At 77.0% G+C, this 261-nt stretch carries 1 pseudogene; it reads right to left on the bottom strand.

Features of this window, described 5'->3' with window-relative positions:
- Positions 1-261: pseudogene (locus ACQG3P_RS20210) on the bottom strand (glutamine synthetase); the annotation flags it as partial.

Here is a 261-nt window from a genome sequence, read left to right as displayed (position 1 = left end):
CCCACGGCACCATGCGCACGGGGTCGGGGTCCGGGCGGAGGAGCATGTCGGAGTCCGACGGGGGGGTCCGGTCGGCGGAGGCGGGCGGACATGCGCCGGTGTGGGTGGGGGCGACGATGCCCGCGGGCCGCCGGCTGCCGAAGACACGGGAGCACTGGACGGCCCGGACGACCTGGCCCCCCGCGCTGCCGGCGATGCCCGGCACCACCCAGACCACGGCCCTGAGGTGCCGCACCTTGAGCCAGCGCAGCACCACACACG

It is taken from the genome of Stenotrophomonas sp. SrG, assembly GCF_050031795.1.
GTDB lineage: Bacteria > Pseudomonadota > Gammaproteobacteria > Xanthomonadales > Xanthomonadaceae > Stenotrophomonas > Stenotrophomonas rhizophila_A.
Note: the sequence above shows the minus strand (reverse complement) of the source record. Positions and strands in the feature narration are given on the sequence as shown.